This window comes from Halomonas meridiana (genome assembly GCF_009846525.1).
Taxonomy (GTDB): Bacteria; Pseudomonadota; Gammaproteobacteria; order Pseudomonadales; family Halomonadaceae; genus Vreelandella.
Genome location: NZ_CP024621.1, coordinates 1,392,666 through 1,417,202 on the forward strand (window position 1 = coordinate 1,392,666; position 24,537 = coordinate 1,417,202).

The window sequence follows — 24,537 nt, forward strand, 5'->3', positions numbered from 1 at the left end:
AGGCTTTTTTGTATTTAAGAACAAGGGTTTATATAAGTGGCTACCAAAGTAGTAGCGCCTTTGGAGGTTTAATTCAAACGACTGCTTGACTGTGTCGAGCGTGCGCGCTAATTTTCAAACATGTGTTTGAAAGGCGTTGGTGAAGCCCACCCCTTTCAGCCCCCTGTTTAGGAGAAGTGACATGCCCAGCTATCAAGCCCCTCTGCGCGACATGCGTTTCGTGATGGACGAAATGTTTGATTACCCAAGCCACTACGCGGCGCTTCCCCATGGTGATGAAGCGTCTCCTGATGTCGTAGGGGCGATTTTGGAAGAGGGCGCGCGCTTTGCTCGCGAAGTGTTGCTGCCACTCAATCAGAGTGGGGATGAAGAGGGGTGTTTGCTGGAGGGCGGAGAGGTCAAAGCGCCCAAAGGGTTTAAAGAAGCCTATCAGCAGTATGTTGAAGGCGGCTGGCCGAGCTTGGCGGCAGATCCTGAACAGGGTGGTCAGGGCCTTCCTCATTCGCTGGCGATGATGCTTTCCGAAATGATCTGCGCCACCAACCTAGCGTGGGGAATGTACCCGGGCCTGTCACACGGCGCGGCGGATGCGCTGCGTCATCACGGTACCGACGAGCAGAAGGCGACATACCTCACCAAGCTGGTAGAGGGTGTTTGGACGGGCACTATGTGCTTGACGGAGCCACACTGCGGTACTGACCTTGGTTTAATTAAGACTCGTGCGGTGCCCGCTGAAGGTGATGCTTACCAAATTACGGGCACCAAGATTTTCATCTCAGCCGGTGAGCACAATCTTGCTGAGAACATTGTGCATCTCGTGCTGGCCAAGCTGCCGGATGCCCCTGAAGGCTCTAAAGGTATTTCGCTATTCGTGGTGCCCAAGTTTCTGCCGGACGCTGCGGGTAATCCAGGCGAGCGCAATGGCGTCAGCTGTGGTTCGCTTGAGCACAAAATGGGTATCCATGGTAATGCCACCTGCGTTATGAACTTTGACGGCGCAACGGGTTACCTAGTGGGCGCGCCCAACAAAGGCCTGGCCTGCATGTTCACCATGATGAACGCTGCTCGCCTAGGCGTGGGTATCCAAGGCTTAGGGTTGATGGAGGCTAGCTTCCAAAACTCGCTAAGTTATGCCCGTGACCGCTTACAGATGCGCGGGCTGTCGGGTGTCCAAGCGCCCGACAAAGTTGCTGATCCCATCATCGTGCATCCTGATGTACGCCGTATGTTGCTCACTCAAAAAGCCTTTGCCGAAGGCGGCCGCATGCTGGTGCTGTACACCGCTCAAATGCTGGATATTGTTGAGCACGGTGCGTCGGGGGCAGAGAAAGAGCGAGCGGAGACGCTGCTCGGTCTATTAACACCCATCGTTAAAGCTTTCCTGACGGAAGTGGGCTTCGAGTGTACCAATGAAGGCGTGCAGGTTTTTGGTGGCCACGGCTTTATTAAAGAGTGGGGCATGGAGCAACTGGTGCGCGATGCGCGCATCACACGCCTCTATGAAGGTACGACCGGTATTCAAGCGCTTGATCTGCTGGGGCGCAAAGTGCTGATGAGTCAAGGTGAGTCGCTGAAAGTATTCACCAAAGAGATTCACAAGTTCTGCAAAGCAGAAGCGGATAACTCCGCATTGAAAGAGTTTATTGAGCCGCTGGCTAAGCTGAACGCCGAGTGGGGCGAGCTCACCATGGGTATCGGTATGAAAGCGATGCAGGACCGTGAAGAGGTAGGAGCTGCCAGCGTCGATTACTTGATGTACTCAGGCTACGTGACGGTTGCTTACCTGTTCGCACGTGCGGCCAAGCAGGCCGCCGCCTCCCAAGACGGCGATGATGCTGCTTTCTATCAGGCAAAGCTGAATACCGCGCGGTTCTATTACCAGCGCTTGTTACCGCGCACTAAAGCGCACGCTGCCATGATTCAAGCAGGGGCGGGCAGCTTGATGGCCATCTCAAGCGACGATTTTGGCCTGGGCTTCGAGATTTAAGCCTAGGCGTTTACCAGGCACTCTCTGGTCAGGGTACTGATCGGTGGTTTGCGGCAGACTTGCTTTTGGCATCGTCTGCCGCTTTTTTTACAAAACCCTCTTGCCAACCCGGCTTCGAATCCGTAAAGTACGCATCCGCTGCCGGGGACGCCAAGCGTTACCAGCGGTGGATGAGGTTAAAAACCTCTGGTTTGTCAGGAAGTTAGAGCCGTCTCGTTATTGATTGGATCGCTCGCTTCGCTCGCTGAAAACAGCGGTTGACAAAACACCACGGAATGCGTAGAATACGCCTTCCTCGCTGAGGCAACACGGTTCAGGTCATCGAGCCGGCGCAGCGAAACAGCTCTTTAACAATTTGATCAGGTAATTCATGTGGGCGCTTGCCGATGAGGGTGAATCATCACCTATTATCAAGGCAAGCGACTCGTCAAATAGGCTTCGGCCTAATGAATGAATTCGTTTGACCCTTGAGCCAAGTTTGGTTCGCTTCTGTGGCCTCGGTCACAGGCAAGAACCGCATTGATCTTAAACTGAAGAGTTTGATCATGGCTCAGATTGAACGCTGGCGGCAGGCCTAACACATGCAAGTCGAGCGGTAACAGATCCAGCTTGCTGGATGCTGACGAGCGGCGGACGGGTGAGTAATGCATAGGAATCTGCCCGATAGTGGGGGATAACCTGGGGAAACCCAGGCTAATACCGCATACGTCCTACGGGAGAAAGGGGGCTTCGGCTCCCGCTATCGGATGAGCCTATGTCGGATTAGCTAGTTGGTGAGGTAAAGGCTCACCAAGGCAACGATCCGTAGCTGGTCTGAGAGGATGATCAGCCACATCGGGACTGAGACACGGCCCGAACTCCTACGGGAGGCAGCAGTGGGGAATATTGGACAATGGGGGCAACCCTGATCCAGCCATGCCGCGTGTGTGAAGAAGGCCCTCGGGTTGTAAAGCACTTTCAGCGAGGAAGAACGCCTAGCGGTTAATACCCGCTAGGAAAGACATCACTCGCAGAAGAAGCACCGGCTAACTCCGTGCCAGCAGCCGCGGTAATACGGAGGGTGCAAGCGTTAATCGGAATTACTGGGCGTAAAGCGCGCGTAGGTGGCTTGATAAGCCGGTTGTGAAAGCCCCGGGCTCAACCTGGGAACGGCATCCGGAACTGTCAAGCTAGAGTGCAGGAGAGGAAGGTAGAATTCCCGGTGTAGCGGTGAAATGCGTAGAGATCGGGAGGAATACCAGTGGCGAAGGCGGCCTTCTGGACTGACACTGACACTGAGGTGCGAAAGCGTGGGTAGCAAACAGGATTAGATACCCTGGTAGTCCACGCCGTAAACGATGTCGACCAGCCGTTGGGTGCCTAGCGCACTTTGTGGCGAAGTTAACGCGATAAGTCGACCGCCTGGGGAGTACGGCCGCAAGGTTAAAACTCAAATGAATTGACGGGGGCCCGCACAAGCGGTGGAGCATGTGGTTTAATTCGATGCAACGCGAAGAACCTTACCTACTCTTGACATCCTGCGAATTCGGTAGAGATACCTTAGTGCCTTCGGGAACGCAGAGACAGGTGCTGCATGGCTGTCGTCAGCTCGTGTTGTGAAATGTTGGGTTAAGTCCCGTAACGAGCGCAACCCTTGTCCTTATTTGCCAGCGCGTAATGGCGGGAACTCTAAGGAGACTGCCGGTGACAAACCGGAGGAAGGTGGGGACGACGTCAAGTCATCATGGCCCTTACGAGTAGGGCTACACACGTGCTACAATGGTCGGTACAAAGGGTTGCGAGCTCGCGAGAGTCAGCCAATCCCGAAAAGCCGATCTCAGTCCGGATCGGAGTCTGCAACTCGACTCCGTGAAGTCGGAATCGCTAGTAATCGTAGATCAGAATGCTACGGTGAATACGTTCCCGGGCCTTGTACACACCGCCCGTCACACCATGGGAGTGGACTGCACCAGAAGTGGTTAGCCTAACGCAAGAGGGCGATCACCACGGTGTGGTTCATGACTGGGGTGAAGTCGTAACAAGGTAGCCGTAGGGGAACCTGCGGCTGGATCACCTCCTTAAACGATGTCTTCCCCTCGCGGTAAGCGCTCACAATGAATTACCTGATCAGAATGCTGTTGTTACGCAGTGATAAGCGCTGTTTTTACGTTAAAAAAAAGAAAAGGTCTTTCTTTTCCTTTTAAAGTGAAAAAAGCATCCGCTTATCACTGCGCATAGCAGTCGCTCTTTAACAATGTATATCATGCTGACATGAACGTTTGTTGAAACGTTCATACGTAATTGTTAAGTGATACGTCTCAAGCGTATCCGGCAATCGTTATCATTGCGAGATACCAGACCCCTTCGGGTTATAGGGTCAAGCAATGAAGCGCACACGGTGGATGCCTAGGCAGCCAGAGGCGATGAAAGACGTGGTAGCCTGCGATAAGGTTCGGTGAGGTGGCAAACGACCTGTGACCCGGACATCTCTGAATGGGGAAACCCACTCAGCATAAGCTGAGTATCCTACGCTGAATACATAGGCGTAGGAGGCGAACCAGGGGAACTGAAACATCTAAGTACCCTGAGGAAAAGAAATCAACCGAGATTCCCCTAGTAGCGGCGAGCGAACGGGGACCAGCCCTTAAGCATGTGACTGATTAGGCGAATACGCTGGGAAGCGTGGCCATAGTGGGTGATAGCCCCGTAGCCGAAAATCTGATCATGTGAAATCGAGTAGGTCGGGGCACGAGAAACCTTGACTGAAGACGGGGGGACCATCCTCCAAGGCTAAATACTCCTGGCTGACCGATAGTGAACCAGTACCGTGAGGGAAAGGCGAAAAGAACCCCGGAGAGGGGAGTGAAATAGATCCTGAAACCGTGTGCGTACAAGCAGTAGGAGCGGACTTGTTCCGTGACTGCGTACCTTTTGTATAATGGGTCAGCGACTTATATTCAGTGGCGAGGTTAACCGTATAGGGGAGCCGTAGGGAAACCGAGTCTTAACTGGGCGACACAGTCGCTGGATATAGACCCGAAACCGAGCGATCTATCCATGAGCAGGGTGAAGATTGAGTAACATCAATTGGAGGCCCGAACCAGGATCTGTTGAAAAAGATTTGGATGACTTGTGGATCGGAGTGAAAGGCTAATCAAGCTCGGAGATAGCTGGTTCTCCTCGAAAGCTATTTAGGTAGCGCCTCACGTATCACCGCCGGGGGTAGAGCACTGTTTCGGCTAGGGGGTCATCCCGACTTACCAACCCGAGGCAAACTCCGAATACCGGTGAGTGCCAGCGTGGGAGACACACGGCGGGTGCTAACGTCCGTCGTGAAAAGGGAAACAACCCAGACCGTCAGCTAAGGTCCCCAAATCCTGGTTAAGTGGGAAACGATGTGGGAAGGCTCAGACAGCTAGGAGGTTGGCTTAGAAGCAGCCATCCTTTAAAGAAAGCGTAATAGCTCACTAGTCGAGTCGGCCTGCGCGGAAGATGTAACGGGGCTAAACCAGGTACCGAAGCTACGGGTTCATCCTCTGGATGAGCGGTAGAGGAGCGTCGTGTAAGCCAATGAAGGTGTGTTGAGAAGCATGCTGGAGGTATCACGAGTGCGAATGCTGACATGAGTAACGATAAAGGGAGTGAAAAACTCCCTCGCCGGAAGACCAAGGGTTTCTGTTCGACGCTAATCGGAGCAGAGTGAGTCGGCCCCTAAGGCGAGGCCGAAAGGCGTAGTCGATGGGAAACGGGTCAATATTCCCGTACCGGACATGATTGCGATGGGGGGACGGAGAAGGCTAGGTGAGCCAGGCGTTGGTTGTCCTGGTGAAAGTGAGTAGGCTGGTGTCTTAGGTAAATCCGGGACGCTAAGGCCGAGACACGAAACGAACGGACCACGGTCCGGAAGTCATTGATGCCACGCTTCCAGGAAAAGCCTCTAAGCTTCAGATCATGTGCGACCGTACCCCAAACCGACACAGGTGGTCAGGGTGAGAATCCCAAGGCGCTTGAGAGAACTCGGGTGAAGGAACTAGGCAAAATGGTGCCGTAACTTCGGGAGAAGGCACGCCGGCGTAGGGTAATGGGACTTGCTCCCCGAGCCCGAACCGGTCGAAGATACCAGGTGGCTGCAACTGTTTAGTAAAAACACAGCACTCTGCTAACGCGCAAGCGGACGTATAGGGTGTGACGCCTGCCCGGTGCCGGAAGGTTAAGTGATGGTGTTAGGCCTCGGCCGAAGCTCTTGATCGAAGCCCCGGTAAACGGCGGCCGTAACTATAACGGTCCTAAGGTAGCGAAATTCCTTGTCGGGTAAGTTCCGACCTGCACGAATGGCGTAATGATGGCCACGCTGTCTCCACCCGAGACTCAGTGAAATTGAAATCGCCGTGAAGATGCGGTGTACCCGCGGCTAGACGGAAAGACCCCGTGAACCTTTACTATAGCTTCACACTGGACGCTGATGTTGCCTGTGTAGGATAGCTGGGAGGCTTTGAAACCCGGACGCCAGTTCGGGTGGAGCCAACCTTGAAATACCAGCCTGGCATCATTGGCGTTCTCACTCAGGTCCGTTATCCGGATCGAGGACAGTGTGTGGTGGGTAGTTTGACTGGGGCGGTCTCCTCCCAAAGCGTAACGGAGGAGCACGAAGGTACCCTCAGCACGGTCGGACATCGTGCAATGAGTGCAAGAGCATAAGGGTGCTTGACTGCGAGACAGACACGTCGAGCAGGTGCGAAAGCAGGTTCTAGTGATCCGGTGGTTCTGTATGGAAGGGCCATCGCTCAACGGATAAAAGGTACTCCGGGGATAACAGGCTGATACCGCCCAAGAGTTCACATCGACGGCGGTGTTTGGCACCTCGATGTCGGCTCATCACATCCTGGGGCTGAAGTCGGTCCCAAGGGTATGGCTGTTCGCCATTTAAAGTGGTACGCGAGCTGGGTTTAGAACGTCGTGAGACAGTTCGGTCCCTATCTGCCGTGGGCGTTGGATGTTTGAGAAGAGCTGCTCCTAGTACGAGAGGACCGGAGTGGACGACCCTCTGGTGTTCCGGTTGTCACGCCAGTGGCATTGCCGGGTAGCTATGGTCGGACGGGATAACCGCTGAAAGCATCTAAGCGGGAAGCCCCCTTCAAGATGAGACATCCCTGAGGCCTAGAGCCTCCTAAAGGGCCCAGCGAGACCAGCTGGTTGATAGGCACGGTGTGGAAGCGCTGCAAGGCGTTGAGCTAACGTGTACTAATGGCCCGTGAGGCTTGACCCTATAACACCCAAGGGGTCTGGTCGCAGTGATAACGATCGAGTGTAAACGCACTCAGAAAACCGGATACGCATCCGCCAGCCAAGGCGCTGACGGACAAGAGACGATCACACAACACTCAGCATGATATGCATTACCTGTTACGCCTGACGACCATAGCACGCGTGAACCACCTGATCCCTTGCCGAACTCAGAAGTGAAACCGCTTAGCGCCGATGGTAGTGTGGGGTCTCCCCATGCGAGAGTAGGTCATCGTCAGGCACTTATACCGCAAAGAACCCAGCCAAACGGCTGGGTTCTTTGTTGCGCGCTCGAAAGCGCGCCATGACCAGCCCCGGGCACCCTGTGCTCGGGGCTTTTGGGTTGTGTGGTCTCTGGAAAACGCGGGAGGGAAACGAAAAAGCCGCTTATCAGAACAGAAGCGGCTTAGGAAGCGCGGTACGAATTAGCGGTGGTACTGCTTTTCGCGTTCAGGTTGCCAGAGAATCGCGTCTACTCGTAAATGTGCGTTTTGCTGGTTGGGTAGAGGCCAGTCGATGGTGTCGCCTACTTTAAGCCCTAGCAGGCTGGCACCAATGGGCGCCATGATCGAAATGGCGTCTTTCGTCGTGCCGAGCGAGTGCGGATACACCAGCGTACGCACCATCTGTTGATTGCGAGTGAGGTCAGTGAACTGAATTTGACTGTTCATACTGACGACGTTATCGGGAATTTCTTCAGGATCGACCACTTCTCCGCGACTGAGCTCCTCTTGTAAAAGCTCAGCCACCATTTGATCCTTGTCGGTGGCGTTATCGATCAAGCGCTGCAGACGATCTGCGTCGAGCCGATTGATCAAAAGGGGAGGACGCTGCCCCATGATGCTCTCCTTGGCAAACGCGGCCGGACGAGACGGCGCGCGCTGTTAGTCAAATGGTGCTGTCCGGCATAAAAAAAGCCCCTCCATGAAGGAAGGACTCGAGATACCGTCCGAATAGTGTACGACACTTCTAATGAAAAGACGACGCGCTTAGAGTGACTCGCGCAAAGTGCTATGATGCAGGCCGCCGCGTGAGCAAGTATGTGATATCGCGTTTATGGGTTGCAGATTATGTTGAGGTGAAAGGTGAGTGATACGGTACCCATGTCATGGCTTGTTTACTGCCGGCCCGGGTTTGAAAACGATGCGTTGGCTGAAATGCAGCACCATGCGCAGCAGCTGGGCGTGCCCTGTGAACCGGTGCGGGGTGAAGGCTGGGTAAGTGTCACGCGCCAAGACGGAGAAGCCATTAACGATTTACATCGTCAGGCTGCCTTCAAGCGACTCATATTCGCCAGACAAAGTTTAGCGGCACTGCCTGCGTTGACGCTATCTCGGGATGACCGCCTCACGGCCATTCTCGAACAGATCAAAGCAAGCCGTTGGAGTTTCGAAGAGATCTGGCATGAAACGCCGGATACGAACGAAGGGAAAGCCTTAGCGGGCTTGATCAAGGCGTTGACCAAGCCCCTACAGAGCATGCTGAAGAAAAGAGGCGCACTGCGTGGCAAGGCGGGTGGGCGTCGCTTGCACGTGTTTTGGACGGATGGTGACCGGGTTCAGTTAGGGATGAGTTTTCCCGATAACCGCAGCGAGTTAATCAATGGCATTCGTCGGCTGCGCTTTCCTTCTCGTGCGCCCAGTCGTTCGACATTGAAGTTAGAGGAGGCTTGGCACGAGTTCATCCCTCGCGACGAGTGGGAAGAGCGTTTAGCCGCACACATGCAGGCGGCAGATTTGGGGGCAGCTCCGGGCGGCTGGACATGGCAACTGGTACAGCGCGGTATGTATGTCTATGCCATCGATAATGGCCCAATGGACAAGCAGCTCATGGCCACTGGCCAGATCGATCATCTACGCGAGGACGGCTTTACCTGGGAACCGCCGCAGCGGTTGGATTGGCTGGTGTGTGACATCGTCGATAAGCCGGTGCGCGTTTTGGCCATGGTAGAGCGTTGGTTAACGCGCAAGTGGTGCCGCGAGGCGATCTTCAACCTCAAGCTGCCGATGAAGAAGCGTTGGGACGAGGTGACTCGCTGCCTGGCAACGCTGGAAGAGGCGTTAGCAGCCTCGGGTGTCAGCGCCACGATTCGATGCCGCCACCTCTACCACGACCGCGAAGAGGTGACGGTACACGTCAGGCTAGCTCACTGACGTGGGGGACGACGGGTTAGTACCCCGGCTCATAGAGTCGGATGGTTTCATCTTCAGTGAGTAGCGGTAAAATACGCTGCATCGCCATGGCGCGCTCTTCGCTGGCGTGCCACTCTTTCCAGGCACGCAGGTCGCGCCATTTGGTAATCATCAGACGGCGGTCGGTGTGGCCAAGCTCCACCAAGGTTTCACCACCAACGAAGCCCCGGACGCCCAAGGAGACACGCATCGCCTCGCGTGCTGCGTGTTCATATTCCTCTTCCAAACCGGGCATGATGCGTCGTTCAATGATGATTTTTATCATAGGTCTGTTTCCTAACCGAGAGAGTCGATGACTGATACTACGAATGATCCCGCCGCGTTCGATACTGCATTGGACACTACCGGACTTTACTGCCCGGAACCGATCATGCTGATGCATAACAAAGTGCGTGATATGGCCTCGGGCCAAATTTTGAAAGTCGTGGCGACCGATCCTGCCACGACTCGCGATGTGCCAAAGTTTTGCCAATTTCTCGGCCACGAACTGTTGCATCAAGAAAGTGGGGACGATCAGTACGTCTACTTTATCCGCTTGGCATGACCCTGTAGAGCGAGACAAGGCGTTTACCGACTAAAGGGTGAACGCCTTGCGGAGAAGGGTTATGGACTGTCACTACTGGGCACGACCATCATGGCAAGTGCCTCTAACGTGGCGGGGTCCTCTTCCAGAATACGGTTAGCGATATGGCGCTGGAAGAAGTAGACGGTTTGGTGTTGTGAGTGCGCATCGTAAAGGCATGCATCGCCGAGTAGGATCGGCGTCATGGTGGCTTTTTGCTCGTCTGCCAGCACCGCTTCGATGTTACCGTCGCTATATAAACGCCATCCGTACACGGGTTTCATGTGCCAAGGTGCATTGGGGTGGTTCATGCAGAGGGCGTGAGTCCCTAGAGTATCGGGAAGCTGCTGAATGAGCGTGATATCGCCCGACGACTCATACTCGAAGTAGCTAGCTGCCGCAGTCAGCTCGTCGTATTTGTGATCGGGAGGGAGGTCGAAGATTTCGTCTGTTTCAGGGTCACGATAACCGATAAAAACGCCGCTCTCATGGCTATCCAGCTCATGGCACGCGACGAGCGACTCCATCCATGGGACGAGTCCTACCACGTTGCCATCTTCCCTCAGCCCCCAAGCAAGAATCGGCAGGCCGTAGTAGGTGTCGGGACTCGCAGCGAGCTGGTAGACCATCTCCAATCCATCTAGCTCTGGAGCTAAACGAACTAAACACTTGCGCGCCTGCTGACGCTGACGCACGGTTTCCAGGTCGATGACCTGGGCAGAGCGAGTTGACAGGGGTGCGCCCATGGTGTCCCTCCTTGTACTGCGTGGTCACGACGTTGGCAGACAGCGGTAACCGCCTGCCGCACACTTCACCAATAGCACAGCTTGACCGCGAGGTTAAGCGTAAACGTCATTTTTAATCCGACACGCAGGGGGAAAAGGCGCTTTTTAACGCGGTATGCATGTCCCATGCGGTTTGAAACTGCTGCCACGGAGCTTCCGGGCGGTGTAAAGAGAGCCAATTTTGTTGATACGCGGCAACCGCATCAGGAGGGGTGACGGGATGAGCCTCGATCAGCTGGTTCACGCTGACGAGCCACTGTTGGGCGTGTTCTGCCAACGTCTCGATCCAAACAGGCGTTTCCAACGAAAGGCAGATCTCGTCGTCAGCCGCTGCCGCGAGCATGTGGTTGGCTTCGCTCAGTCGCTGTTCGGCGAGCAGTAGCGAGCGCAGCATCTCGGCGCTCAACGGTCTCTCTTGAAGGGCTTTCAAGTGATTTTCTAGCGTTGAAGAGTCCTGCTCCCATGTCTGACTGAACTGCTGATCGACCATTCGTTGCAGGTAGCTGAGGGCCGCTTGCTGCTCGCTGATATCGAGGCTTGCCTGCGGAGGCAAGGGGCTGCTGGCCCTTGAAAAACTCTTTACCCACTCTTCAGAATCAAAAATCGCGTTCCAACTGACGGCGGGTAGCTGCTCGGTTTTCAGCTCGTTCAACTGCGCCAAGCGCGCTTTGTCGTCGTCGCTCAGGCTATCGGGGATGTCGCTATTCCAACAGGCGTCCAGACGCTGCCAAAGGGCGCGTTCGTACAGCCAGTGTTGGCTAGGAGGTGCTACGCGGCCCAGCTGATTGTTACGGGCAGCAATCAAGGAGGTGATTTGGCACTCGCGCAACGCATAGATGTTGAGCATTCCATCGCGGGTTTCTGATACCTCGATCAAGCGCTGCTGGCGTTCAGGGAAGGCGTCAATGTTGCGCGGTTCGGATGGCGCTGGCGGCGACGTATCCAGCGCAGCGGCCAATTGCTGATGATACTGTCCCCAGGCATGTTCAGCGCTATGGTCGCCACAGCCAGACAGCAGCACTCCAGTGGCAGCGATGAGCCACAAGAGACGGGAAGGTAGGGGCATAGATCACTCCTGTTGACTGATTCTTTTTAATCGCCAAGCCAGTAAACATGCAGCCGTGCTGAGACCCGCAATCAGCCCAATCCAGTAGCCGTGTACACCCATAGGTTCAGACATGCTCCCTAGGCCGTAGGTTCCTAGCCAGTGTCCTCCGCCCAAGCCCACGATCCAATACGAGAGTACGGTAATCACCATGACGATACGCGTGTCTTTGTAGCCTCTGAGCGCACCGGCTAAGTTGACCTGTAAGGAGTCGGAGAGCTGGAAAACCACCGCCAATGCAATGATGGTGAGCGCTAATGCCTGAATGTCCGCATTCGAGGTATAGAGCGATATGACCGGGGCGGCTGAAAACCACAAAAGTGTGCTATTGATGGCCGCGACGATGACACTGATGACGATGCCATTCCAAGCCACTTTGCGCGCCATGACCAAACGCTTTTGCCCCAGCGTGTTTCCCACCCGTACGGTTAGCGCCATGCTTAACGACATCGGTAACATGAATAGGATGGTGGTGTAGCTGAGGGCGATTTGGTGAGCACCAACGGTGACTTCACCGAAGCTGGCAATGAACAGTGCGATCAGTGTAAACAGCGTCACTTCGACAAAGATGGCCACACCAATCGGTACGCCTACAACGACGAGTTCGCGAATGCCCGCCAAATTGGGCGGCGTCAACTGCTGCCACAGCGCGACACTGCGGTACGTCGTGCCGCGGCGAGTATAGAGCGCCATGGCGATGGCCATGGTCCACATGGAGATGGCGGTGGCAATGCCGCAACCCAATGCGCCGAGGGCAGGAAGCTGCTGCCAACTGCTTGGAAGGCCGGAGCCGAATAGGCTCACTAAACCCTCGCCGCCGTAAATGAGTAAATAGTTACAGGGAATATTAACGCTCAAGCCGACCAAGCTGATCCACAGGGCCGGGCGAGTATGGTTCATGCCGTCAGAAAAGGCCCGAAGTGCTTGAAAGAGAGCAATGCCCGGCATGCCAAACGCCACCGCACTAAGATAGGCGGCGGACTCCCGGGCAACGCTAGGCGGCACGTCCATGCGTTCGAAAATCGGCGCTACGGCGACCCACAATAACACCGCCGAGACGCACCCTAAGGCCAACGCCACCCACAGCGCTTGATGTACGGCGGGGCGAATGGCGCCATGGCGTTGTCCACCTAGCAAGTGTGCCACGATCGGGGTCAAGCCCATGAGCGTGCCGGTCATGAAGAGCATCAACGGCATCCATAAGCTCGACCCGACCGACACCGCCGCCAGGTCGGTGGCGTTGTGCCTGCCCGTCATCATGACATCCACCACGCTCATGCCCGCCTGGGCGAGCTGAGCGCCACAAATGGGCAGTGCCAACGCGACCAGGGTGCGGGTTTCAGGCCAGTAGATCGTTTTTATATCGCTAGTAAAGCCGCCCAAGGTATGGCTCCTCTTTAGCAAAGAGACCTAAGAAAGGCCGATAGAGTAGCAGGAGTCGCTGTGGTTTGCCGTCTCCTCTTTAGCCTAGTGGAGGGGCACGGGTATACTGCGCGAAATGAATGACGAAAGTGGCAACATGGTGACACACGAGAAAGAGCGTTGGACCCTGGACGATATCATGGCGCTGTTCGATGGCGTGTTTATGGAACACTTTCACACGCGACTCATCAAGGGCGGTGATGAGCCTCTTTATCGCCCCGCGAATGTCGAGTGTCCCTATCATCAGGTGATTTTTGCTCGTGGCTATTTCGCGAGCGCGCTGCACGAGATCAGCCACTGGTGTATCGCAGGAGACAAGCGGCGGCAGCTTGAAGATTATGGGTATTGGTACCTGCCGGACGGGCGTAATGCCGAGCAGCAGCGAGCGTTCGAGCGAGCAGAAATTGCGCCCCAGGCACTCGAGCAGCTGTTCACCCACGCGTGTGGGCGTACCTTCCATGTCAGTGTCGATAACCTGGGCGGTGACGTCGACGTGGATCGCGATGCCTTCGCCCAGAAGGTCGCTGCGAGAGCCCAGCGTTATATGGACGAAGGGCTGCCAGCGCGTGCCAACGCCTTTCATACAGCACTGACGCACTACTACCAGCAGCAAGGCTCGCGCGATGACGCCATCGCCAAGGGGAAAGCGTGTCTAGCCGCGTGTCGGGTTGCTTAATCCTGCTCGTTTAGCTGGCGGTGTAGCGTCAGCATCACTTCGATTTCGTGCTCTGGACGCATTGGCTCCAAGCCAAGATCGTTGAAGGCATCGCTGCGCAGGCGGTGCCACTCTCCGGGGCCGAGATGATCGTACAGCACCTTGGCGGGGGCCAGTTCGACGAACGGGTCCAAGCCGTAGGTATCGAATAACCGTGCCAGGGCGGCGTCGTCATCGCCGTTATCGCTGGTATAAAGCGTCGCCGAGAAGTGGTCGTTCTCCAGCTCGCGGATCACGTCCAGCGGGCTGACCCCCAAGCTCTCCAGCTCTTCGATGCTGTAAGCGCCCATGACGTTGCTATCTTCATTGATCCAGCTATCGTCCGGCTGAATCAACGTTTGCTTGATACGCCCATCGGGTAACGACCAGGCGATGGAGAGCGGCAGGCCATTATCTTCGCCTGTTTCGATGGCAATGAAGCCAGGATAGTCAGCCACGCAGTTGCTCCTTTTAAGCGTCCGCATTGATGCGGAAAAAACGCTGGGCGGTGCGCGTCGTGGCAGCCCCCAGCTCGGTGTCACTCACATCATGCCAACGGGCGATCTCTTGCACGATCCACGGCAGCAGGGCCGGTTCATGGCGACGGCCCTTCAACTTGGCCGGCAAATTGCGGGGCAGCAAATAAGGGCAGTCGGTTTCGACCATGAGTCGCTCCAGAGGAATGTCCCGCACCAAGTCGCGTAGATGGTGCCCTCGGCGCTCGTCGCAAATCCAGCCGGTGAGGCCGATGTGAAGGTCGAGATCGAGATACCCATGTAGGGTCGCTCGATCCGCCGTGAAGCAGTGTATCACTGCATCGCTAATGTCATCTCGCCAGCTGCGCAGGATATCGCGCATGCGCTCGCCGGCATCCCGCTCATGTAGAAACAGTGGCAGGCCACTGTCGGCGGCCAGCGCCAGCTGGGCTTCGAAAGCGAGCTCTTGCGCTTGCGGCGTGGAGAAGTTGCGATTGAAATCCAGCCCGCACTCGCCAACGGCCACCACCTCAGGAAGGCGGTAGAGCGCCCGCATGTCTTGTGCCACCGTGTCGTTCCAGCTACTGGCGTCATGGGGGTGTACGCCCGCCGTGGCGTAAACGCCCTCGAACCGCTGGGCCATCGCCACTGCCTGCTTGGCATGGGCCACGTCGGTGCCGGTCACGATCAACGTCCGCACCTGTGCGGCTCTGGCTCTGGCGATCACGTCGTCTAGGTCGCGCTGAAAGCTCTCATGGGTCAAGTTCGCGCCAATGTCCACCAAAGGAGTTTCCGGGCGAAACCGTAGTGCCTCGGGCAAAAACGTATCGGCTGTCGTGGTCGTCAAGCGTGTCCCCTTGTCCAGATGGTGAAAGGCGTATTGTAAAGGTCGGTACGCGCCTCGGCTAATACCAAAGGTGTGCCCGTTCGCATTGCGTCGCCCTACGCGGTGGTGAACACTGCTACGGTGAGTCTCTATGAACAATAACGACATCAAGGAGTGACCATGGCAACGATAACCCCCAAGATATTGCCGGCGACCGCTTCCGCCACACAGCCGCCTCTATTGATCAAAGAGCTGCTGGAATCGGGTGTTCGTATGGCGGGTAACAATCACATCGTTTACCGCGATCAATGTCGTCATGACTATCGTCGCTTTCAAGAGCGGGTGCATCAATTGGCTCACGCGCTCACCGCCCAAGGAGTGCAGGCAGGGGATGTGGTCGCCGTGCTCGACTGGGATAGCCATCGTTATCTGGAGTGTTTTTTTGCCATTCCCATGATAGGCGCGGTACTTCACACCGTGAATGTCAGGTTAGCGCCAGAGCAGATTCTCTATACCATGGAGCACGCGGAAGATGTGTTCGTACTGGTGCACGAAGACTTCGTTCCCTTGCTAGAGCCGCTTGCCGCTCGGCTACCGAACATTCGAGGGTACATGCTCTGCCAAGAGAGCGAACAGTCTGTAGAGACTTCGTTGCCACTGGTGGGCGAGTTTGAAGCCTTACTCGCTCGACAGCCGCCCCATTATGACTTTCCCATCTTTGACGAAAACGCGGTAGCCACTCTGTTCTACACCACGGGCACGACAGGCAACCCCAAGGGGGTTTTCTTTACCCATCGTCAGCTCGTGTTGCATACCCTGAGCGAAGCCAGCACCTTCCAGGCGCCAGGGTTCGAGCTGCTCAATCGGGATAAGGTGTACATGCCCATTACGCCCATGTTCCATGTGCATGCGTGGGGCGTGCCTTATACCGCGACCCTGTTGGGGGCCACGCAGGTCTACCCCGGCAAGTACGAACCCGACATGTTGGTCAAACTGTTGGTGAGCGAAAAAGTCGATTTTTCACACTGCGTACCGACGCTACTCAACATGGTGGTGAGTGCTGACGCCATCGCGACGAAGGAGATCGATGTCTCGGGTTGGAAAGTGTTGGTGGGAGGAAGTGCGTTGACCCAAGCGCTGGCCAGTCGTGCTTGGGCGCTGGGCATCGATACGCGCAGCGCTTACGGCATGTCGGAGACCTGTCCGCTATTGACCGCCGATATACTACCCAAAGACGTCGCCGATGCCGATTTCGAGCATCAGCTGCCCTGGCGCTGCAAAGCAGGGTTACCCGTACCATTCGTCAAACTTCAAGTCGTCGATACCGATGGCGAGCCGCTTCCCCATGATGGCCGCAGCATTGGCGAGGTGCGCGTGCAAGCACCCTGGCTGACCCAGGCGTATTATAAAGAGGACGCGCGCAGTGAGGAGTTATGGCGCGATGGCTGGCTACACACCGGGGATGTGGGATCGCTCGATGAGCACGGTTTTTTGTCGATCAGTGACCGCATGAAAGATGTGATTAAAACCGGGGGCGAATGGCTCTCATCGTTGGCCCTCGAAAGCTATATCAGCCAGTGCCCCGGCGTGGCAGAGGTCGCGGTGATTGGCGTGGCGGACGATAAATGGGGCGAAAGGCCCGCCGCGCTCGTAGTGCCCAGCGATCATAAAACGCCGCCTACCGTCGAGGCGATTCAAGGTTTCATGGAGCAGTTCGTGGCGCAGGGAAAACTCAACCGCTGGGGGGTTCCATCCCTGATTCGTATCGTCGATGAGATACCCAAAACCAGCGTTGGCAAGTTGGATAAAAAGCGTATCCGCACCGAGATGTAACCCGCCAACACGCGCCTGCGATGCCCACCGCAGGCGCTCCTGCCATCGAGACGTCATTCGGTTACCCCGTAAGCCCGGTCCATGCGTTACACTGTGCGCCTCACGACGAAGGAGGACACTGCGTGACCTTGTTACGACTCGAACAGCTGCAACTCGCTTACGGCACCCAAGTACTGCTTAACCGCGCCGACCTAACGGTTGAAAGAGGCGAGCGGCTGGCGCTGGTCGGGCGCAACGGCACCGGTAAATCCACCCTGCTCAAGCTCGTGGCGGGCGACATTCAAGCGGATGATGGCACCATTTGGCGTGCGCCCGGTTTGAAAATTGGCGTGCTGGCTCAAGAGCTGCCTGAATCCTCGGGTATGACCATTTTCGATATGGTGGCGCAAGGCCTGCCGGAAGCGGGCGAGCTGCTGTCGGAGTATCAGCACCTGATCAATGACCCGGACCCGGACATGAACCGCATGGCGACGCTACAGACGCGCCTTGAAGCCATCGATGGCTGGTCCTTCCATCAGCGAATCGATGTGGTACTGACCCGGCTCGGTTTGCCCCCAGACGCCGAGATGAGCGCACTATCCGGCGGTTGGCGGCGGCGAGTAGCGCTGGCCCGTGCGCTGGTTTCCGAGCCTGACCTACTGCTGCTCGACGAGCCGACCAACCACCTGGATCTCGACACCATTGCGTGGCTGGAAGAGCAGCTATTGGCCTTCAACGGTGCGGTACTGCTGATCACCCACGATAGGGCATTTTTGTCGAAACTCGCGACGAACATCCTGGAGCTCGACCGTGGGAAGCTCGGGCGTTATCCCGGTGTCTACGCCGAATACCAAGAGCGCAAGCAGCACGAGCTGGAGGTCGAGTCGCGCGAGAATGCGCTGTTCGATAAAAAATTGGCCCAAGAAGAGGTATGGATTCGTCAGGGCGTCAAGGCGCGGCGTACGCGTAATGAAGGCCGTGTGCGCGAGCTTGAAAAAATGCGCGTGGAGCGTAGCCAGCGCCGCGAGCGGCAGGGGACGGCGAATCTTACCGTGGATAGCGGCGAGCGGACCGGTAAGCGCGTGGTCGAGCTAAAAGGGGTCACCCAGCGCTTTGGTGACGACGTGATCTTGCGCAACGTGAACCTGGAAGTCATGCGGGGTGACCGCATTGGCTTCTTGGGGCGCAACGGTGCCGGTAAAACCACGCTGCTGAAGATTTTGCTCGGCGAACTGGCACCCACCGAGGGCAGCGTTCAGTTAGGCACCAACCTCAAAGTGGCCTACTTCGACCAGCTGCGGGCCGGTCTCGAGCTGGAAAAAACGGTGTATGACAACGTAGCGCAAGGCAGTGACCGGGTGAACGTGGGCGGTAAAGACCGCCATGTCATGAGCTATCTGCAAGATTTTCTCTTCACTCCAGACCGGGTTCGCCAGCCGGTAAAAGCGCTGTCAGGAGGCGAATCCAACCGTCTGCTGTTGGCCAAGCTGTTCACCCAGCCCGCCAACGTACTGGTGCTGGATGAGCCGACCAACGACCTAGACATGGAAACCCTGGAGCTGCTCGAAGAGCTACTGCTCGATTTTGACGGCACGCTGCTGCTGGTCTCCCACGACCGAACCTTCATGGATAACGTCGTCACCAGCATGCTGGCGTTCGAAGGGGAAGGGCGCGTGCGCGAGTACGTCGGCGGCTACACGGACTGGATTCGCCAGGGTGGCCAATTGCCGCCAGCGCCCTGGGAGGGTGCGGCACGTCAGCACACCGAACCCACTCGCACCGCAGAGGAAAAGGCGCCACCAGCACCCGCCGCGGAGCCTGCAAAGAAAACCGTCAAACTCTCTTATAAGCTGCAGCGTGAATTGGATGCACTGCCTGCGGAGATCGAGCGGCTAGAGAGTGACATCGAAGCGCTGGAGCAAGAGGTAGGAGACCCGGCCTTTTATCAGCAGGAAGCCACGGTGGTGACCGCCAAACTGCAGGCGCTCGAAAAGGTACAGCAGGCGTTGGACGCTGCCATGGAGCGGTGGATGGAGCTGGAAGCCATGGCAAACGGTGAGTAACGTGTCTATCGATGTTCCAAAGGCCCCGCAAGGGGCCTTTGGCGTTGGGCATCTCACTCGTCGCTCTTTTCGCCTTTCTTGCCAACCCGAACGGCAAGCACGTCGCACTGGGCTCCGTGAAGAACGCCTGTCGACGTAGAGCCTAACAGCAGGGCGAAGCCGTGGCGTCCATGGGAGCCGACCACGATCAAGTCGACGTTGTGCTCATCGGCGAAACGGTGGATCTCCGTGTCGGGCATACCCACGACCACGTGTTGATCTGCGGCTTCGACGTGGGGAGCGGCGATCTCGGCTAGACGCTTCTTGGCGTGGTCATCGAGCTGGTCCTGGATGCTGGTAAGGTCCATCGGAATGTCGCCGCCGTAGGCAAAACCTAAAGGCTCCAGGGTGTGCATGATCGAGATTTTAGCGCCGTTATTGCGCTCGGCAATCGCCACCGCACGCTCAAGAATTTTGTGAGAGTCCTTGGTTAAGTCAACGGCGACCAGGATATGGCGATAGCTCATGGCGTATCTCCTTGGTGATGTGCCACACGTAAAGGCTGTGTTCGATACCTTCACTTTAGGCGTAGAGGTGACTCTTAACAACGACCTAGATCAGGGTTTCGATACATTGCCAAATGAGTTTGACGAAAAGAGGGTAGGTGTTGCAATGGAATGGTTGATCATCGTTTTTATTCTGATGTTTGTGATTGCGCCGGTCATGTGGCTAAAACCCAGCCCCCGCCAGCAGCGTCAAATGGCGCTGCGCTCGAGTGCCGGAAAACAGGGTGTGACGGTAAAAATGGCCAAACCGCCGTTGCATCACTTTCGAGGCACCATGCCCGCCTATCGCTGGCACTACCCGCAGTCAGCACCCGGGCCAGATTTTTTGCTGGTGAGGGACTCCAACGCCAGCGACGCATTAGAACCTTATCACGCCGGCTGGCGCTGGCGCATCGCGCCGCTGCGTCCGTTGCCCGATGTGGCCAGTCAACATTTGCAAACCTTACTCGAACACCTGCCTCAGGACGCGTTGGTCCTAGAGTCTAACGCCCATTCGCTGACGCTATGGTGGTGGGAATCACAAACCGCCGAACGGTTCACCCGCTATTTGGCGGATATCGAACCGCTCAAAGAGGCATTGAGCGGCCTGTCAGACCGCCCACCTGTCAAGCCGCTGGAGACAGGTGGCACGGAAGAAGAAGGAAGCGAGAAGGGGTAGAGCGTTAAGCGGAGGGCCCGTCTTGGTCTCTGGCCTGAATGGCGAGGCCGTTGGATTCGATCAGCGCGAGCCACTTTTCCAACTGTTCCAAGTCGTCTTCGCTCAAGCCTGCCAGCATCTCCTGGCGGGCGGCGAGCACGACACTGTCGATCTGCTCCAACAGCGGCATCGCTGCCGGGGTGAGGTAGATGCGTTTGCTGCGGCGGTCGTTATCGCAGGCGCGACGCTCAACCAAACCTTGCTCCTCCAACTGCCCCAACGTCCGCACCAGGGACGGTGCTTCCACTCCAATCGCGCGAGCCAAATCGCACTGTGGGTTGCCTTCGCCCAACTTCCAAAGATGATACAGCGTCACCCAGCGGGTCTGGGTCAGCCCCAGTGGCGCAAGCCTGCGATCGAGAATCGAGCGCCACAGGTGGGGCAAGCGAGCAATACGAAAACCAATTGTTGATGCCATAGGTAACTAACTGCCAAAAAGTGTAAGTGGGCGAATTGTCATAAGCTGCGCCGCTGAATGCAAGGCGTTCCGTTACTCGGTCGCTTGGGCATCGTCTGGGGAAGCGCCGTTACCCGGAACGAAACGACGCAGATTCAACGCGCTCAGACCGCTTGGTCGAATCGTGCCATCGGCCACGGTGGCGGCGTTGGCATCTTCCGAGACGGTAAACCGAATCAGCCCCAAACGCTGCCCGCCGTCGGTCATGATATCGACGCGCCACTCGCCCGAGGGGTCTTCGGGAAAGTTCTGCTTATGGCTCCAGGCACGATAACCCTGTTCCCGACCGCCGTTGATCGCTAATGCCACGGTGTCCATCGCTTCGCCATTATGATGCCACGCATGGTAAATCGTTTCGCTCAGCCCTCGCGGGGCGCGAATGGCCGTATAGACATACAGGCCATTGTTGCGAATGGCTTCGGGCGTCAGTGTCAGCGAGCCTTGGGGAGTGCGCTGCTGCGTATCAAAAGCGGGGGAGAGCGCCGTGCTGGTCATCCATAGACTGGCGGGCGGCACCCACACACGGCCAAGCCACGCCCCATAGGCCAGCGTCACGGTGAGCGCGAAAAATCCCAACCAGCGAGCTGGCGAGCGTTTTTTGAGTAGATGCCAGAAACTGGGAAGGGCCACCAGGACGGTCAGCACCAAGGCGAGCAGCAGGCTCTGGCCGGTGGTGAGATGCACCATGATAGGCAAGATGACCAGAAGTACCAGGAAGACGCACTGGGCATGAAACATGAAATAGAGACTGCGCCAGCGCCCAGCGAGCTTGTAGTAGAGCGGGTCGATGATCGACCACACGGCCATACCCATCACCAACAGCGCGAATAGTGCTTGGCCGCTGTTCCACACGGTGGTCACCAGAATGAAAGGCAGGGTAAAAAACAGCGTCTCCTGGTGAATCATTTGCGCAATGAAGGCCGTCACGCCTTTTGGCAACGTGGGGTGGCCGCGATGGGAAAGCCAGCGGCCAATCAAGCTTTCGGAGAGCAGTAGCAACCAAGCCAACAGCAGCCCAAGTGCCAGGGCCGCGCCCAGCCACTGCTGACGGTCTACGAGGAAAAAGCTGCCCAGCCCAGCCGCAAATGCCAACGGCGGCCAGAGCCAGCTCCAAGGTTTCAGCCGCTCGACGATCCGTTCGACGCGCCCTTGCAAGGCTTCCATGCGGGCGGGCGTTAAGAGTGTCCCCATAGCGTTAAAAACTCATCAATGAAACGTATATGATCGTTGGGATCGCAGGTAAAGTCGATGCGATGCGTCAGTGTGAGGGAAAAAAGCGCAAGAAATGTGTGCATGAGTCAACGAGCGGCTCCTGCGAGCGGATTAGCCAAAAGTCAGGGCTTGACGTTCCGGTGTAACTCAACCAAGCTAAGGCAATCAAACGACCGTATGAAATGCGTGGCAGGCACGTCCACGGCGTGCCAGCCCGAACTTGTGGAGAGAGCGCGGATGATCTATCAAGGCAATGCCATCACGGTGGAGCGGCGTGACACCCAGGGTGGCAATGACATCGCAATGCTCACTTTCGATTTGAAAGATGAGTCCGTCAATAAGCTATCCAGCGCCGTCGTGGCTGAACTCGGCGACGCCGTCAAAGCCCTCCAAGCCGAAAACGGTTTGAAAGGGTTGATGATTCGCAGTGCCAAAGACGCCTTCATCGTCGGTGCTGACATTACCGAATTCCATAGCCTGTTCGATAAGGGTGAAGAGTACTTGGTAGAGATGAACCTCAAGGTTCACGATATTTTCAACGCCATCGAAGACCTGCCTTTCCCCACCGTGACGGCGATCAATGGCCTGGCGCTTGGCGGTGGCTGCGAAGTTCTGCTGACCACCGATTTCCGCGTGATGAGTGAGAAAGCCAAAATTGGCTTACCGGAAACCAAGCTGGGTATCCTGCCGGGCTGGGGTGGTTGCGTACGTCTGCCGCGTCTGATCGGTGCCGATAATGCCGTCGAGTGGATTGCCGGTGGTACCGAAAATCGCGCTGACGCCGCGCTAAAAGTAGGCGCAGTAGACGCGGCCGTTGCTCATGAGCTGCTGGAAGAAGCGGCGCTGGACATTCTTGACCGCGCCAATGCAGGCGAGTTGGACTATCACGCCCGTCGCGACGAGAAAACATCACCGCTCAAGCTCAATGCCATCGAGCAGATGATGGCGTTCGAAACCGCTAAAGGGTACGTGGCTGGCAAAGCAGGCCCGCACTATCCCGCCCCGGTGGAAGCGATCAAAGTGATCCAAAAAGGCGCCGGTGAAACCCGCGCCCGCGCTCAGGCGATCGAAGCCAAATCGTTCGCCAAGCTGGCGCTAAGCAGCGTTGCCTTTAACTTGGTCGGCCTGTTCCTGAACGACCAGGTCGTTAAGAAGAAGGGCAGCAAGTACGAAAAGCAGGCCCAGCCGGTCAAACAGACCGCCGTGTTGGGTGCCGGCATCATGGGGGGCGGTATCGCCTACCAAAGTGCCAGCAAAGGCACGCCCATCCTAATGAAAGACATCAAGGATGACGCCATCGAGCTCGGCCTCAAAGAGGCACGCAAGCTGTTTGCCAAGCAGGTAGAGCGTAAAAAGCTCACTACCGAGCAGATGGCCGAGAAACTTTCCAACATCCGCCCGACGCTCTCCTACGGCGATTTCGGTAACGTCGATTTGGTCGTGGAAGCCGTGGTCGAGAACCCCAACGTCAAAGATGCCGTGTTGACCGAAGTGGAAGGCGTGGTAGGTGAGAACACGATTCTGACCTCCAATACGTCGACCATTTCGATCAACCGCCTGGCCAAAAACCTGAAGCGCCCGGAAAATTTCTGCGGCATGCACTTCTTCAACCCGGTTCATCGCATGCCGCTGGTCGAGGTCATCCGTGGTGAGAAAACCTCGGACGCCGCCGTGTCAGCGACCGTCGCCTACGCCCGCGCCATGGGTAAAACCCCCATCGTGGTGAATGACTGCCCAGGGTTTCTGGTCAACCGCGTACTGTTCCCTTACTTCGGTGGCTTTAGCTTCCTGGTCGAGCAGGGCGCCGACTTCCAGCGCGTGGATAAAGTCATGGAGAAGTTTGGCTGGCCCATGGGCCCGGCCTATCTGCTGGATGTCGTCGGCATGGATACCGCCGTGCACGCCAACGACGTGATGGCCGAAGGCTTCCCGGATCGTATGGCACGTGAAGGCAAAACGGCGATTCAAGTGATGTACGACAACCAGCGCCTGGGCCAGAAGAACGACAAAGGCTTCTACGCTTACGAAGAAGATAAGAAGGGTAAGCCGAAGAAGGTCAGCGACGAGCAGGCTTACGCGTTAGTAAAAGAAGTGGTGAAAGAGCAGAAAGAGTTTTCGGATGAAGACATCATCGCTCGCATGATGGTGCCGCTGTGCCTGGAGACCGTACGCTGCCTGGAAGATGGCATTGTCGATACGCCAGCAGAAGCCGATATGGCGCTGATTTACGGCATTGGCTTCCCTCCCTTCCGTGGCGGTGCGCTGCGCTACATCGACGCGCTGGGCGTAGCCGAGTTTGTTGCGCTGGCCGACCGTTTGGCCGAAGAGCTGGGGCCGCTGTACGCGCCCACCGAGAAGCTGCGCGCCATGGCCAAGAACAACGAGCAGTTCTACGCTGGCACCACGGCAAACGCTCAGGCCTAAGTCACCACCCACAGGA

The 24,537-nt window shown here is 56.7% G+C and carries 18 protein-coding genes and 3 rRNA genes; 11 read left to right on the forward strand and 10 right to left on the reverse strand.

Annotated elements, in window-relative coordinates; translation table 11 throughout:
• Window positions 1–181 precede the first annotated feature (181 nt).
• From CTT34_RS06800 to rrf, 4 genes are all read left to right on the forward strand, one after another.
• Window positions 182–1,987, forward strand: coding sequence for an acyl-CoA dehydrogenase C-terminal domain-containing protein (locus tag CTT34_RS06800; protein ID WP_159341756.1), 1,806 nt, complete (start codon window positions 182–184; stop codon window positions 1,985–1,987).
• Window positions 1,988–2,514: 527 nt separating this feature from the next.
• Window positions 2,515–4,047 (forward strand): 16S ribosomal RNA (locus CTT34_RS06805).
• 294 nt (window positions 4,048–4,341) lie between these two features.
• Window positions 4,342–7,232: ribosomal RNA gene (locus CTT34_RS06810) — 23S ribosomal RNA — on the forward strand.
• A gap of 142 nt (window positions 7,233–7,374) precedes the next feature.
• Window positions 7,375–7,490: ribosomal RNA gene (gene rrf / locus CTT34_RS06815) — 5S ribosomal RNA — on the forward strand.
• The 16S, 23S and 5S rRNA genes sit together here, the layout of an rRNA operon.
• 184 nt (window positions 7,491–7,674) lie before the next feature.
• Here the strand turns inward: rrf and rnk are convergent.
• The gene (rnk, locus tag CTT34_RS06820; protein WP_159341757.1) at window positions 7,675–8,088 is read right to left on the reverse strand and encodes a nucleoside diphosphate kinase regulator; all 414 of its coding nucleotides are present in this window, start codon (window positions 8,086–8,088) and stop codon (window positions 7,675–7,677) included.
• 264 nt (window positions 8,089–8,352) lie between these two features.
• Here rnk and rlmM point away from each other — a divergent pair, with 264 nt between their 5' ends.
• The gene (gene rlmM, locus CTT34_RS06825) at window positions 8,353–9,402 is read left to right on the forward strand and encodes a 23S rRNA (cytidine(2498)-2'-O)-methyltransferase RlmM (RefSeq protein WP_167520873.1); all 1,050 of its coding nucleotides are present in this window, start codon (window positions 8,353–8,355) and stop codon (window positions 9,400–9,402) included.
• Window positions 9,403–9,418: 16 nt separating this feature from the next.
• Here rlmM and CTT34_RS06830 read toward each other — a convergent pair whose 3' ends face one another.
• Window positions 9,419–9,706, reverse strand: a complete 288-nt coding sequence (locus CTT34_RS06830; RefSeq protein ID WP_159341759.1) for an antibiotic biosynthesis monooxygenase family protein — start codon at window positions 9,704–9,706, stop codon at window positions 9,419–9,421.
• Window positions 9,707–9,733: 27 nt separating this feature from the next.
• Between CTT34_RS06830 and tusA the strand changes: the two genes are divergently transcribed.
• Window positions 9,734–9,985: a sulfurtransferase TusA gene (gene tusA / locus CTT34_RS06835; protein WP_159341760.1), complete on the forward strand. Its 252-nt coding sequence runs from the start codon at window positions 9,734–9,736 to the stop codon at window positions 9,983–9,985.
• Window positions 9,986–10,044: 59 nt separating this feature from the next.
• On the opposite strand, the gene CTT34_RS06840 is transcribed toward tusA, so the two are convergent.
• From CTT34_RS06840 to CTT34_RS06850, 3 genes are all read right to left on the reverse strand, one after another.
• Complete coding sequence (locus tag CTT34_RS06840; protein WP_159341761.1) at window positions 10,045–10,749, reverse strand: hypothetical protein; 705 nt, start codon at window positions 10,747–10,749, stop codon at window positions 10,045–10,047.
• 112 nt (window positions 10,750–10,861) lie between these two features.
• Complete coding sequence (locus CTT34_RS06845) at window positions 10,862–11,854, reverse strand: DUF3080 family protein (protein ID WP_159341762.1); 993 nt, start codon at window positions 11,852–11,854, stop codon at window positions 10,862–10,864.
• Window positions 11,855–11,857: 3 nt separating this feature from the next.
• A complete protein-coding gene (locus CTT34_RS06850) occupies window positions 11,858–13,276 on the reverse strand; it encodes an MATE family efflux transporter (RefSeq protein WP_159341763.1) in 1,419 nt (472 codons plus the stop codon).
• 136 nt (window positions 13,277–13,412) lie between these two features.
• Between CTT34_RS06850 and CTT34_RS06855 the strand changes: the two genes are divergently transcribed.
• Window positions 13,413–13,991, forward strand: a complete 579-nt coding sequence (locus CTT34_RS06855; protein WP_159341764.1) for an elongation factor P hydroxylase — start codon at window positions 13,413–13,415, stop codon at window positions 13,989–13,991.
• Here CTT34_RS06855 and CTT34_RS06860 read toward each other — a convergent pair.
• Together CTT34_RS06860 and CTT34_RS06865 are read right to left on the reverse strand one after the other, a co-directional pair.
• A complete protein-coding gene (locus CTT34_RS06860; RefSeq protein ID WP_159341765.1) occupies window positions 13,988–14,467 on the reverse strand; it encodes a hypothetical protein in 480 nt (159 codons plus the stop codon). The genes CTT34_RS06855 and CTT34_RS06860 overlap by 4 nt on opposite strands.
• 13 nt (window positions 14,468–14,480) lie before the next feature.
• Entirely contained in the window at window positions 14,481–15,332 is an 852-nt protein-coding gene (locus CTT34_RS06865) for a TatD family hydrolase (protein ID WP_254436465.1), read from the reverse strand.
• A gap of 159 nt (window positions 15,333–15,491) precedes the next feature.
• Here CTT34_RS06865 and CTT34_RS06870 point away from each other — a divergent pair, with 159 nt between their 5' ends.
• Window positions 15,492–17,144, forward strand: coding sequence for a fatty acid--CoA ligase (locus CTT34_RS06870; protein ID WP_159341767.1), 1,653 nt, complete (start codon window positions 15,492–15,494; stop codon window positions 17,142–17,144).
• 122 nt (window positions 17,145–17,266) lie between these two features.
• Window positions 17,267–19,186 carry an ATP-binding cassette domain-containing protein gene (locus tag CTT34_RS06875; RefSeq protein WP_159341768.1) on the forward strand — a complete coding sequence of 640 codons (1,920 nt, stop codon included), beginning with the start codon at window positions 17,267–17,269 and terminating at the stop codon, window positions 19,184–19,186.
• Between the two features lie 53 nt (window positions 19,187–19,239).
• Here the strand turns inward: CTT34_RS06875 and CTT34_RS06880 are convergent, their stop codons facing one another.
• Entirely contained in the window at window positions 19,240–19,692 is a 453-nt protein-coding gene (locus CTT34_RS06880; RefSeq protein WP_159341769.1) for a universal stress protein, read from the reverse strand.
• Window positions 19,693–19,837: 145 nt separating this feature from the next.
• Between CTT34_RS06880 and CTT34_RS06885 the strand changes: the two genes are divergently transcribed.
• Window positions 19,838–20,389, forward strand: a complete 552-nt coding sequence (locus CTT34_RS06885; protein ID WP_159341770.1) for a preprotein translocase subunit YajC — start codon at window positions 19,838–19,840, stop codon at window positions 20,387–20,389.
• Window positions 20,390–20,393: 4 nt separating this feature from the next.
• Here CTT34_RS06885 and slyA read toward each other — a convergent pair whose 3' ends face one another.
• Together slyA and CTT34_RS06895 are read right to left on the reverse strand one after the other, a co-directional pair.
• Complete coding sequence (gene slyA / locus CTT34_RS06890) at window positions 20,394–20,846, reverse strand: transcriptional regulator SlyA (protein WP_159341771.1); 453 nt, start codon at window positions 20,844–20,846, stop codon at window positions 20,394–20,396.
• A 72-nt stretch (window positions 20,847–20,918) separates the two neighbouring features.
• Complete coding sequence (locus CTT34_RS06895; protein WP_159341772.1) at window positions 20,919–22,076, reverse strand: DUF5924 family protein; 1,158 nt, start codon at window positions 22,074–22,076, stop codon at window positions 20,919–20,921.
• Between the two features lie 258 nt (window positions 22,077–22,334).
• Here CTT34_RS06895 and fadB point away from each other — a divergent pair, with 258 nt between their 5' ends.
• Entirely contained in the window at window positions 22,335–24,521 is a 2,187-nt protein-coding gene (gene fadB / locus CTT34_RS06900) for a fatty acid oxidation complex subunit alpha FadB (protein ID WP_159341773.1), read from the forward strand.
• Window positions 24,522–24,537: the final 16 nt, after the last annotated feature.

Bases quoted from the DNA above. Each gene is read 5' to 3' on its own strand.
- CTT34_RS06800 (WP_159341756.1), top strand. From the start codon at position 182: ATGCCCAGCTATCAAGCCCCTCTGCGCGACATGCGTTTCGTGATGGAC.
- rnk (WP_159341757.1), bottom strand. From the start codon at position 8,088: ATGGGGCAGCGTCCTCCCCTTTTGATCAATCGGCTCGACGCAGATCGT.
- rlmM (WP_167520873.1), top strand. From the start codon at position 8,353: ATGTCATGGCTTGTTTACTGCCGGCCCGGGTTTGAAAACGATGCGTTG.
- CTT34_RS06830 (WP_159341759.1), bottom strand. From the start codon at position 9,706: ATGATAAAAATCATCATTGAACGACGCATCATGCCCGGTTTGGAAGAG.
- tusA (WP_159341760.1), top strand. From the start codon at position 9,734: ATGACTGATACTACGAATGATCCCGCCGCGTTCGATACTGCATTGGAC.
- CTT34_RS06840 (WP_159341761.1), bottom strand. From the start codon at position 10,749: ATGGGCGCACCCCTGTCAACTCGCTCTGCCCAGGTCATCGACCTGGAA.
- CTT34_RS06845 (WP_159341762.1), bottom strand. From the start codon at position 11,854: ATGCCCCTACCTTCCCGTCTCTTGTGGCTCATCGCTGCCACTGGAGTG.
- CTT34_RS06855 (WP_159341764.1), top strand. From the start codon at position 13,413: ATGGTGACACACGAGAAAGAGCGTTGGACCCTGGACGATATCATGGCG.
- CTT34_RS06870 (WP_159341767.1), top strand. From the start codon at position 15,492: ATGGCAACGATAACCCCCAAGATATTGCCGGCGACCGCTTCCGCCACA.
- CTT34_RS06880 (WP_159341769.1), bottom strand. From the start codon at position 19,692: ATGAGCTATCGCCATATCCTGGTCGCCGTTGACTTAACCAAGGACTCT.
- CTT34_RS06885 (WP_159341770.1), top strand. From the start codon at position 19,838: ATGGAATGGTTGATCATCGTTTTTATTCTGATGTTTGTGATTGCGCCG.
- slyA (WP_159341771.1), bottom strand. From the start codon at position 20,846: ATGGCATCAACAATTGGTTTTCGTATTGCTCGCTTGCCCCACCTGTGG.
- CTT34_RS06895 (WP_159341772.1), bottom strand. From the start codon at position 22,076: ATGGGGACACTCTTAACGCCCGCCCGCATGGAAGCCTTGCAAGGGCGC.
- fadB (WP_159341773.1), top strand. From the start codon at position 22,335: ATGATCTATCAAGGCAATGCCATCACGGTGGAGCGGCGTGACACCCAG.